Annotated in this window: 12 protein-coding genes and 1 pseudogene; 11 read left to right on the forward strand and 2 right to left on the reverse strand. The window is 71.8% G+C overall.

Annotated features, from left to right (window positions below; genetic code table 11):
* Positions 1–200 (forward strand): annotated as a pseudogene (locus BST11_RS27750) (phage major capsid protein); the annotation flags it as partial.
* A gap of 449 nt (positions 201–649) precedes the next feature.
* Complete coding sequence (locus BST11_RS25870; RefSeq protein WP_142276583.1) at positions 650–970, forward strand: hypothetical protein; 321 nt, start codon at positions 650–652, stop codon at positions 968–970.
* Between the two features lie 316 nt (positions 971–1,286).
* On the opposite strand, the gene BST11_RS27390 is transcribed toward BST11_RS25870, so the two are convergent.
* Positions 1,287–1,514 carry a hypothetical protein gene (locus tag BST11_RS27390; RefSeq protein WP_142276584.1) on the reverse strand — a complete coding sequence of 76 codons (228 nt, stop codon included), beginning with the start codon at positions 1,512–1,514 and terminating at the stop codon, positions 1,287–1,289.
* Positions 1,511–1,882 (reverse strand): hypothetical protein, encoded by a 372-nt coding sequence (locus tag BST11_RS25875; RefSeq protein WP_142276585.1) that lies wholly within the window; start codon positions 1,880–1,882, stop codon positions 1,511–1,513. Before BST11_RS25875 ends, BST11_RS27390 begins: the two co-directional genes overlap by 4 nt.
* 275 nt (positions 1,883–2,157) lie before the next feature.
* Between BST11_RS25875 and BST11_RS25880 the strand changes: the two genes are divergently transcribed.
* The 9 genes from BST11_RS25880 to BST11_RS25920 form a co-directional block, all read left to right on the forward strand.
* Complete coding sequence (locus tag BST11_RS25880; RefSeq protein ID WP_083141050.1) at positions 2,158–2,538, forward strand: hypothetical protein; 381 nt, start codon at positions 2,158–2,160, stop codon at positions 2,536–2,538.
* A 165-nt stretch (positions 2,539–2,703) separates the two neighbouring features.
* On the forward strand, positions 2,704–3,174 hold the full coding sequence (locus tag BST11_RS25885) for a hypothetical protein (RefSeq protein WP_083141051.1): 471 nt from the start codon (positions 2,704–2,706) through the stop codon (positions 3,172–3,174).
* Positions 3,175–3,248: 74 nt separating this feature from the next.
* The gene (locus BST11_RS25890) at positions 3,249–3,896 is read left to right on the forward strand and encodes a sensor domain-containing protein (protein ID WP_120313728.1); all 648 of its coding nucleotides are present in this window, start codon (positions 3,249–3,251) and stop codon (positions 3,894–3,896) included.
* Between the two features lie 178 nt (positions 3,897–4,074).
* Positions 4,075–5,352 carry an ergothioneine biosynthesis glutamate--cysteine ligase EgtA gene (gene egtA / locus BST11_RS25895; protein WP_083141052.1) on the forward strand — a complete coding sequence of 426 codons (1,278 nt, stop codon included), beginning with the start codon at positions 4,075–4,077 and terminating at the stop codon, positions 5,350–5,352.
* Positions 5,349–6,653 (forward strand): ergothioneine biosynthesis protein EgtB, encoded by a 1,305-nt coding sequence (egtB, locus tag BST11_RS25900; protein ID WP_083141053.1) that lies wholly within the window; start codon positions 5,349–5,351, stop codon positions 6,651–6,653. The genes egtA and egtB overlap by 4 nt, the downstream gene beginning before the upstream one ends.
* A complete protein-coding gene (gene egtC, locus BST11_RS25905; protein ID WP_083141054.1) occupies positions 6,653–7,357 on the forward strand; it encodes an ergothioneine biosynthesis protein EgtC in 705 nt (234 codons plus the stop codon). The genes egtB and egtC overlap by 1 nt, the downstream gene beginning before the upstream one ends.
* A 33-nt stretch (positions 7,358–7,390) precedes the next feature.
* A complete protein-coding gene (gene egtD, locus BST11_RS25910; protein ID WP_083141055.1) occupies positions 7,391–8,356 on the forward strand; it encodes an L-histidine N(alpha)-methyltransferase in 966 nt (321 codons plus the stop codon).
* Positions 8,353–9,498, forward strand: coding sequence for an ergothioneine biosynthesis PLP-dependent enzyme EgtE (egtE, locus tag BST11_RS25915; protein WP_083141056.1), 1,146 nt, complete (start codon positions 8,353–8,355; stop codon positions 9,496–9,498). The genes egtD and egtE overlap by 4 nt, the downstream gene beginning before the upstream one ends.
* Positions 9,499–9,638: 140 nt before the next feature.
* The coding region (locus tag BST11_RS25920; RefSeq protein ID WP_142276586.1) for a PE family protein at positions 9,639–10,350 on the forward strand (712 nt) is incomplete at its 3' end.

Raw genomic sequence — 10,350 nt, forward strand, 5'->3', positions numbered from 1 at the left:
TCGTCCCGGCCGGCACCGGCGTCGTCGTCGACGCCACCGCGATCGCCAGCGCAGTCGGACCTGTCCGGATCGCGACCTCCGAACACGCCCTGTTCGCACAGGACGCCATCCAGGTTCGCGCCACCTGGCGGATTGGTTGGAAGGTGATGCGCCCAACGCGCATCGGCCGGTTCACCGTCGCCGGAGCGGGCGGTAGTTAGACGTGGCGCAGTGCGGTGCAGCAGCGGTGTCGGGACATGGCGGCCGACACTGCTGCGCCCGCGCCGCACACGAAACCCATCGGCTGCGGCCAGCCTGGTCAACCGGCCGCAGCCGATGGGCAACCACGCAGCACCGTCGGATTGGTGGGAGAAAAAAAAATTTCGTGGGGGGTAAGCGCCTATGCCTGCGGGCGCGGCGGCCTAGCTTCGAGGGTCACCCGGCCCTGGGGGGCGGCCTCCGTGTGCCACGAGGCCTTTCGCCGGTCGGCATAGCGTCCGCCGGTGCGTCGATGCGCATGCGCGAAAAATCCGGGCTGCCCGAAGCTGGTGTCGACGGCTATTGCTGCACGTAGAAGGAGGTTTCAGCCGTGAGTGATGGGCCGGTTAAGCCGCGTCGTAGGGCGCCTTTGCGGGCCGGGAAGGCCCTTCGTGCGCGCGTTGACGCGATCTTGGAGGCGAAGGGCGCGGCGGACGGAAAAGTCTTGGCGTGGGATCCGCTTGAGCTGGCACACATCGAGGCCGCGGTGGTGGCTGCCGATCATGCCGAGTTACTGCAGCGTCGGTTGGATGCGGAGCTCGAGCGTGCGGAGCCGAAGGATTCGCTGCTGGCGTCGCTCAGCGCGGAGATCCGCCGGCAGCGCAGTGCCATCACCGAGCACATGACGAAGGTGCCGCTACTTGCTGGTGTGTCGGCGGGGAAGTCGGTGCAGCATCAGTCGGCGGCGGCGGCGCGGTGGGGTGCGGGGCGGCCGATGAGAAGGGTCAAGTAATGCCTATCGAGGTTGGGCTGATCGAGGAACCGGCGGGCGACGAGTATGGGCGTCCCGGGGATTGGTTCCGCGGCGTCGGGCATCTGGAACGCGTCTCGCGCTTTGGTGGCGAGCTGGAGGGGTGCGGTGCGGTTGCGCGGTTCCTTGATGCTTGGGAACGCGCGAACGGGGGTTCGCCGTTCGCGCGTGACGGGTCGCGTCGGATGCAGTCGTGGCCCGCTTTTTGTGGGGGTCGGGAGCGTTGGGTGGCTCTGATAGCCGCTGAGCCGGTGGCCCGACGGGTGCCTGTCCCAGAGCCGTTCGATTGGCGGGATCTCTAGTCCTGCGCGCCGATGAAAGCGCGCAGTCGGCTCGGCCAGGGCGATGCAGGTGTCACCTGGTCTCGCCATTGGGTGGTGACCGGCAGATCTGGACAGCGGGTGTCGAAGAGCAGTTTGAATGTGGGGCCGTCGAGCCACGCTTGGCGCGCTGCCTGCTTGAGGTTGGCGCGCTCGTCCTCTGATCGATGCTCCCACCACTTTTCCAGGTCCGCATGGACTGTCATGCGCTTTTCCGCATCGGCTCGGTGGTCGACCAGTGATCGGCCCCGCGCCGCCGCCGCGGCGGCGTTGCCGTCGGTAGTGCGGGGGGCGCCGGCCATCTCAGCGACGCCGCCATCAGCGCCTGGTGCTCCCAATCGGCCCGGGCCGCGAGTGCGGCCCTTCGTCGTCGTTCGCGGGCGGCACTGTACAGCAGGCCACTGACAGCGGCGACGACGATCATCACCGCGGCCGCGACCGGGTACACGGACAGCATCATCGCCATGAAGGTGAGCGTGTACAGGCCTGCGATCACCGCGGCGACCGGATGCCGATCCCACCATGCGTCGCGCTTCGACTCCATCCCGCACCGCGGGCATGTCTGTTTCGCCATTGGCTTTCACCTTCCGTCCGCAGTGCGTCCGCAGTAGATCAGGAACAGCGCGTTAGCCGCCAACAATGCAAACACCCCTGACCTGCGTTGACTATCTCTTCCAATTTACGTCTGCTTTGCCAAACACCGAGAAACGGATTCGCGGTCAACCCATTCAAGCCGGATCCGGACGTCCCGCCGGACGGTTTGGGCAGGTAAACGGGGTTTTCAGCTCACAGCTGGCACTTAACTTGCGCATAGCCGTAACTACTGTTGACGCCCGCATCATGTGTCTCATGAGTGAAACACCTGACACACCGACCGTGCGGACCTCTACCGCACCCGCATCGGCGCCGGCGGCGGAGCCGGTGCGCTACAAGGCCCCCCGGGTCTTCGTCGCCGCGGCATGGGTTGCCATCGTCGCCGGCATCGTGTTCATCGTCTCGGTCATCTTCTTCACGGGGATGGCGCTGGGACACCACGGCGGCCACCATCACCACCACCACAAGCACCACATGATGATGCATCCGCACCGCTTCGGCCCCGGTGGCCCCGGCGGCCCCGGCGCGGGTGGCCCTCCCGGCGCCAACCAGGGCGGTGGACCAGCCTCCGTCGCGCCCGGCGCCCCCGGGCCCAGCCAGATTCCGTCGTCGGTCGCACCGACCCGCACGCCGTAGGTCTCCGGCGAGTCGATAACCCAGCACAGTGGCCCGGCGCTCGCACGAGCGCCGGGCCGCGCTTCGTCCGCGCGACAACCGTTTCCGCAACCGGCGGGCCAATTCACAGCATCAATTGCCCCGCGAGCCTGTTATGCGCTCCCCGGTCGGGGCACGATGCAAGGCATGACCCAAACACCTGAACCGTCAGCGCAGCCGACCCCCGCCGCCGCGGGCCCGCCGCGGGCGTACGAGCGGCCCAAGCCCCCCAAGCTGTACGTCGCCGCCGCGTGGGTGGTGATCGTCGCCGGGATCGTCTTCATCGTGTCCACCGTCTTCTTCGCCGGCGCCATGGTCATGGGCATCGGCCACCACTGCCACCACCACAAACACCACCACGGCCTGATGTACGGCCCCGGCGGCCCGGGTGGCCCCGGCGGGCCGGGCGGCGGCACGGGGCAGTTCGGCCCCGGCCCGTGGGGCCCGCCGGGGTTCGGTCCGGGTGGGCCCGGCGGCCCGTTCGGTCCGCCTCCGGGCTACGGTCCGGGCGGTCCGGGCGGCCCGGGCGGCCCGGGCGGCCCGGGTGGCCCCGCCCAGTCGCCGACGCCGAGCCCGCCGGCGCCGGCGCCCAACACCCCCGGTAACCCGCGCCCGTAAAGCCGCCGAGAAGCGTCGCGGCCGTCGGGGCGAGCCAGCCGGCGGTCGCCCTGGCATGATCGAAACCCATGACCATGCGGATCGTCGCCGCGATGGTGACCGTCGGGGTTGCGGTCGGGGGAGCGTTGGGCGTCCCGGTCGCGGCCGCTCACCCGTCGGAGCCCGGGGTGGTCAACTACGCGGTCCTGGGAAAGGGTTCGGTCGGCAACATCGTCGGCGGGCCGATGGGCTGGGAGTCGGTATTCACGCGGCCGGTCCAAAGCTTTTCGGTCGACGTGCCGGTGTGCAACAACTGGGCGGACATCGGGCTGCCCGAGGTGTTCGACGACCCGGACCTGGCGTCGTTCAACGGGGCGACCACACAGACGTCGCCCAGCGACCAGACCCACTACGTCAAGCAGGCGGTCGGGGTGTTCGCGAACAATGACGCCGCGGGCCGGGCCTTCCACCGCGTCGTGGACCGGACCGTCGGCTGCTCGGGGCAGACCACCGCGATGCATCTGGACAACGGGATCACCCAGGTCTGGTCGTTCGACGGCGGCCCGGCGACGGGCACCGACGCGAATTGGACGAAGCAGGAGGCGGGCACCGACCGGCGGTGCTTCGATCAAACCAGGCTGCGGGAAAACGTGTTGCTGCAGGCCAAGGTTTGCCAGTCTGGCAACGCGGGCCCCGCGGTCAACGTCCTGGCCGGGGCGATGCAGAACGCGCTGGGCCAGTAGCGTGGACGCGGCTACTCGGGTGGGCCGTTTTCCAAGGATCCGGGCCGCAGGTCCGGCAGACGGGAATATGTCGGTGCGATCTGCAAGATGAAGTAGTGGCGATTATTTTTCGGTTAGCTGCGCAACGGGCGGCCCGCAGACCCCTACCGGCGCGGTCGGGCCCTGGAGGGATCGTGATATGACGTCAGCCGCCGTCAGCGCCGCCCAGACCGAAATCGCCGACTCCGCCGCCGCGGCCCAATACGTCGCCGAAACCTGCCTGATCGACGGCCCGGTGCGCCGCGTCGGCCTGGAGCTGGAAGCGCATTGCCACGACCCGGCCGACCCGTGGCGCAGGCCCGGCTGGGCCGAGATCACCGCGGCTCTCGAGGGCCTGCCCGCCCTGCCCGGCGGCAGCCTGGTCACCGTTGAGCCCGGTGGCGCGGTCGAGCTGTCCGGCCCGCCCGCCGACGGGGTGATCGCCGCGATCGAGGCGATGCATCGCGACCAGGCCGTGCTGCGTGCGGGCTTCGCGGCCGCGGGCCTGGGCCTGGTCTTCCTCGGCGCGGACCCGCTGCGCCCGCCGCGGCGCATCAACCCCGGTGCGCGCTACCGCGCCATGGAGCGGTTCTTCGCCACCAGCCGTTCCGGGGAGGCCGGCGCGGCGATGATGACATCCACCGCATCGATCCAGGTCAACCTGGACGCCGGGCCCCAGGCCGACTGGGCGGCGCGGGTCCGGCTGGCCCACGCGCTGGGCCCCACCCTGATCGCGGTCGCCGCCAACTCCCCGATGCTGCGTGGCGAGTTCACCGGCTGGGCCTCCACGCGGCAGCGGGTGTGGGGCGATATGGACTCGGCGCGCTGCGGTCCGATTCTCGGCGCCAGCGGCGACGACCCGGGCACCGACTGGGCGCGGTATGCGCTGAAGGCCCCGGTGATGCTGGTGCGCAACCCGGAGGCCTCGGAATGCGCGGCGGTGACCCGGTGGGTGCCGTTCGCCGACTGGGCCGACGGACGGGCGCTGCTGGGCGGCCGGCGGCCGACGATCGACGACCTCGAATACCACCTGACCACGCTGTTCCCGCCGGTGCGCCCGCGGCAGTGGCTGGAGATCCGCTACCTCGACAGCGTGCCCGAGCCGCTGTGGTCGGCGGTCGTCTTCACGCTGGTTGCGCTGCTCGACGACCCGGTCGCCGCCGACCTCGCCGCGGAGGCCGTCGAACCGGTCGCCACCGCCTGGGACACCGCGGCCCGCGCCGGCCTGCGCGACCGGCGGCTGCACGAGGCGGCCAACCGGTGCGTGGCCCTCGCCGCCGAGCGGGCGCCGGCGGAGCTGACCGGCGCGATGCGGCGGTTGGTGGCGGCCGTCGAGCAGGGCCGGTGTGCCGGCGACGACTTCGCCGACCTGGTCGTCGAGCGCGGCATCGCCGCCACCGTCTCGGAAGCCGCGCGCTGGCCGCGAGGGGGCCCGTGACATCCCGGCAACGGCTCGCCGACGATCTGGCGCGGGCGCGCGCGCGCACGCTGCGGCTGGTCGACTTCGACGACGCAGAATTGCGGCGCCAGTACCACCCGCTGATGAGCCCGCTGGTGTGGGACCTGGCGCACATCGGTCAGCAGGAAGAGTTCTGGCTGTTGCGCGGCGGCGACCCGGCCCGCCCCGGCCTCCTGCCCCCGGCCGTCGAGGGCCTCTACGACGCGTTCGAACATTCCCGGGCCAGCCGGGTCGACCTACCGCTGCTGTCGCCCCAACAGGCGCGCTCCTACTGCCAGACCGTGCGGTCCGCGGCGCTGGACGCCCTCGACACCTTGCCCGACGACCCCGCCGGCCACCGGGCGGTGTTCGCCTTCGGGATGGTGGTCAGCCACGAAAACCAGCACGACGAAACCATGCTGCAGGCGCTGAACCTGCGCCGCGGCGCGCCGCTGCTGCGCGACGACGCGGCGCTGCCCGCGGGCCGGCCCGGGCTGGCGGGCACGTCGGCGCTCGTCGACGGCGGGCCGTTCGTGCTGGGCGTGGACGCCGCGAGCGAACCGTATTCGCTCGACAACGAGCGCCCCGCCCACGTCGTCGACGTCCCGGCCTTCCGGATCGGCCGCGTTCCGGTCACCAATGGCGAGTGGCTCCAGTTCGTCGAGGACGGCGGCTACGACCGGCCGCGGTGGTGGTCCGAGCGCGGCTGGCAGCACCGCCAGGCCGCGGGCCTCACCGCGCCGCAGTTCTGGAGCTCCGACGCGCGCACCCGCACCCGGTTCGGGCGCATCGAGGACCTCCCCGCCGACGAGCCGGTGCAGCACGTCAGCTACTTCGAGGCCGAGGCCTATGCGGCCTGGGCCGGCGCCCGGCTGCCCACCGAGATCGAATGGGAGAAGGCCTGCGCCTGGGACCCGGCGCTCGGTGCCCGGCGCCGCTATCCGTGGGGCGCTCAGGAGCCGACGGCCGCCGTGGCCAACCTGGGCGGCGCCGCGCTGCGGCCCGCGCCGGTCGGCGCGTACCCGGCCGGCGCCTCGGCCTACGGCGCGGAGCAGATGCTCGGCGACGTGTGGGAGTGGACCTCCTCGCCGTTGCGCCCCTGGCCCGGATTCCGCCCGATGATCTACGAGCGCTACTCCCAGCCGTTCTTCGACGGCGACTACCGCGTGCTGCGCGGCGGTTCGTGGGCCGTCGAGCCGGGAATCCTGCGGCCCAGCTTTCGCAACTGGGACCACCCGGTGCGGCGCCAGATCTTCTCCGGGGTGCGCTTGGCCTGGGACGTGCTGGAGGAATCGGCCTGATGTGTCGCCACCTGGGCTGGCTCGGCGCCGACGTGACCGTGGCCTCACTGGTGCTCGACCCGCCCTGCGGGCTGCGCGTGCAGTCCTACGCCCCGCGCCGCCAGAAGCACGGCCTGATGAACGCCGACGGTTGGGGCGTCGGCTTTTTCGACCGTTCGTCGCACGGCCCAGAAGGCGGGGTCCCGCGGCGGTGGCGCAGCCCCGCGCCGCTGTGGGGCGATGTCTCGTTCGGCTCGATCGCGCCGGCGCTGCGCAGCCACTGCGTGGTGGCCGCGGTGCGCTCGGCCACCGTCGGCATGCCGATCGAAGCGAGCGCGACCGCCCCATTCACCGACGGGGGATGGTTGTTGTCACACAACGGAATCGTCGACCGCTCGGTGCTTCCGGCCACCACGTCGGCCGAATCGGTATGCGACAGCGCGATACTCGCGGCGGTCATCTTCGAGCGCGGACTCGACGCGCTCGGCGATACCATCTCGAGGATCGGGGCGGCCGATTCCCTCGCGCGCCTCAATGTATTGGCCGCCAACGGGTCCCGTTTGCTCGCGACCACCTGGGGCGACACCTTGTCCATCCTGCGCCGCGACGACGGGGTCGTGCTGGCCAGCGAGCCGTATGACGACGCGCCGGGATGGGACGACATTCCCGATCGGCACCTGGTCGAGGTGACCACGGAGGGCGTCCGGATGACTCGGCTCGACTAGGCACGATTCGGCTGGTATTTCGAAAGGATTTCGATGACGCTGACGCTGTCCAACCACCTCGCCGCCGACTCGGCGGATCAGGCCTTGCGCCGCGATGTGCTCGACGGCCTGCAACGGACGCCGAAGTCCTTGCCGCCCAAGTGGTTCTACGACTCGGTGGGCAGCGACCTGTTCGACCAGATCACCCGGTTGCCCGAGTACTACCCGACGCGCGCCGAGGCCGAGATCCTGCGCGACCGGTCGGCCGAGATCGCGTCGGCCAGCGGGGCCGACACGCTCGTCGAGCTGGGCGCCGGAACATCCGAGAAGACCCGGCGGCTGCTCGACGCGCTGCGCGGCCGCGGCTCGCTGCGCGGATTCGTGCCGTTCGACGTCGACGCCGGCGTGCTGTCGGCGACCGCGGCCGCGGTCCAGCACGAATACCCCGGCATCGAAATCAACGCCGTCTGTGGGGATTTCGAGCAGCACCTGGGCGAGATCCCGGGCGGCGGGCGGCGGCTGTTCGTCTTCCTGGGATCGACGATCGGCAACCTCACGCCCGAGCCGCGCGCACAGTTCCTCTCTACGCTGGCCGGGGTGATGCGGCCCGGGGACAGCCTGCTGCTGGGCACCGACCTGGTCAAGGACGTCGGGCGCCTGGTGCGCGCCTATGACGACGCCGTGGGGGTGACGGCCCGCTTCAACCGCAACGTGCTCGCGGTGATCAACCGGCAGCTCGACGCCGACTTCGACGTCGAGGCCTACCAGCACGTCGCGCGGTGGAACGAGGGCGAGGAACGCATCGAGATGTGGCTGCGGGCCACCGACGCGCAGCGGGTGCGAGTCAACGCGCTCGGGCTGACCGTCGAGTTCGCCGCCGGCGAGGAGATGCTCACCGAGGTGTCGTGCAAGTTCCGCCCGGACCGGGTGGGCGCCGAACTGGCGGGCGCGGGACTGCGCCGGGCGCGGTGGTGGACCGACGGCGCGGGCGACTTCGGCCTGTCGCTGGCCGTGAAGTGACGCCCGGCGACTCGCTGGCCCGCCGGGGGCGCGCGGCCCGCCCGCCGGTGGCCGGTCTGCACCTGGACAGCGCGGCGTGCTCGCGGCAGAGCCTCGCGGTCATCGACGCCACCGCCCGGCACGCGCGCAACGAGGCCGAAGTCGGCGGGTACGTCGCGGCCGAGGCGGCCACCCCCGCCCTGGACGCGGGGCGCCTCGCGGCCGCCGCGCTGAGCGGCCTGCCCGACGCCGAGGTGGTGTTCACCACCGGCTCGCTCAACGCCCTGGACCTGCTGCTGGGCGCCTGGCCGAAAGAGAAGGGGACGCTGGCCTGCCTGCCCGGCGAATACGGCCCGAACCTCGCCGTGATGGCCGCCCACGGATTTCAGAGCCGGCTGCTGCCCACCCTGGGCGACGGCCGGCTCGCCCTCGACGACGCCGCGCTCGCGCTGGAGAACGACCGGCCCGATCTGGTGCACCTGACCGCGGTCGGCAGCCACAGCGGCGTCGTGCAACCGCTGCCGATGCTGGCCGAGTTGTGCGGCGAACTGGGGCTGCCCCTGGTCGTCGACGCCGCCCAGGCGCTGGGCCAGGTGGACTGCGCGGTCGGCGCCGACGTGACCTATGCGTCGTCGCGCAAGTGGATCGCCGGACCGCGCGGGGTGGGTTTCCTCGCCGCGCGTCCGGAGCTGATGGAGCGGCTGCGGCCGAGGCTGGCGGCGCCCGAATGGATGCCCCCGGTGCCGGTGGCGCGCCAGCTCGAGTTCGGCGAGGCCAATATCGCTGCCCGCGTGGGGTTTTCGCTGGCGCTGGGCGAACACTTGGCGTATGGCGCCGAGGCCGTGCGGGCCCGCCTGGCCCGGTTGGGCGGCCTGAGCCGCACCACGCTGGCCGACGTGCCCGGCTGGGCGGTGGTCGAGGAGGCCGCGGAGCCGAGCGCGATCACCACCCTGGCGCCGGTCGACGGCGCCGATCCGCAGGCGGTGCGCGACTGGCTGCTCGCCGAGCGGCGGATCGTGACCACCTTCGTCGGGCTGCCGCGGGCGCCCCTGGAGCTGACGGCACCCCTGCTGCGGATCTCGCCCCACGTCGACACCACGGCCGACGATCTGGAGACCTTCGCCGAGGCGCTCATCGCGGCCACCGACGCGACCGGTACCTAGCTGCGTTGGGTTAAGGAAAGCACGCCGCCCTGAGCGGCCGTCCGGAATGCTGAGCCGGCCACGCGTCGCGACGCTGATCTAGCCCCCGTCGCCGGTACGCTTCGCCCGTTGCGTGATGGCGAAACTGGCGGAAGGCGGCGATGTCCTACCTGGTGGTCGAGCCGGCGACGGTGGCGGCGGCGGCAAACGAATTGGCAAGTCTCGGTTCGACAATCAGCGCGGCCAACGCGGCGGCCGCAGGCCGGACCACGGCGGTCGTCGGTGCGGCCGCGGACGAGGTGTCCGTGGCTGTGGCGGACCTGCTGTCCGGCCACGGCCAGGCCTATCAGGCCCTCAGCGCGCAGGCCGAGTCCTTCCATCAGCAATTCGTGCAGCTCGTCAACGGCGGCGCGGCGCAGTACCTGAACACCGAGCTGCAGAACGCCGAACAAAACCTCCTCAATGCGATCAACGCGCCGACCCAGGCGCTTTTCGGGCGCCCACTGATCGGCGACGGCGCCAACGGGTCGACGGTCAACGGCGTGGGTCAGCCCGGCGGGCCGGGCGGATTCCTGTACGGCAGCGGCGGCGCCGGCGGCAACAGCACGACCGCCGGGGTGGCCGGCGGCGCGGGCGGGTCGGCCGGCCTGTGGGGCAACGGCGGCGCCGGTGGCAGGGGCGGCGCGGGTGCCGTCGGCGGCGCCGGCGGGCACGGCGGTTGGCTGGTCGGCAACGGCGGTCACGGCGGGATGGGCGGGGCCGGCATCGCGGGCGGCAACGGCGTCAACGTCAACGGCGGCAACGGTGGCAATGGCGGCGCCGGCGGCAGGAGCGGCGGCAACGGCGGCAACGGGGGCACCGGCGGCACCGGCG

It is taken from the genome of Mycobacterium alsense (genome assembly GCF_002086635.1).
Taxonomy (GTDB): domain Bacteria; phylum Actinomycetota; class Actinomycetes; order Mycobacteriales; family Mycobacteriaceae; genus Mycobacterium; species Mycobacterium alsense.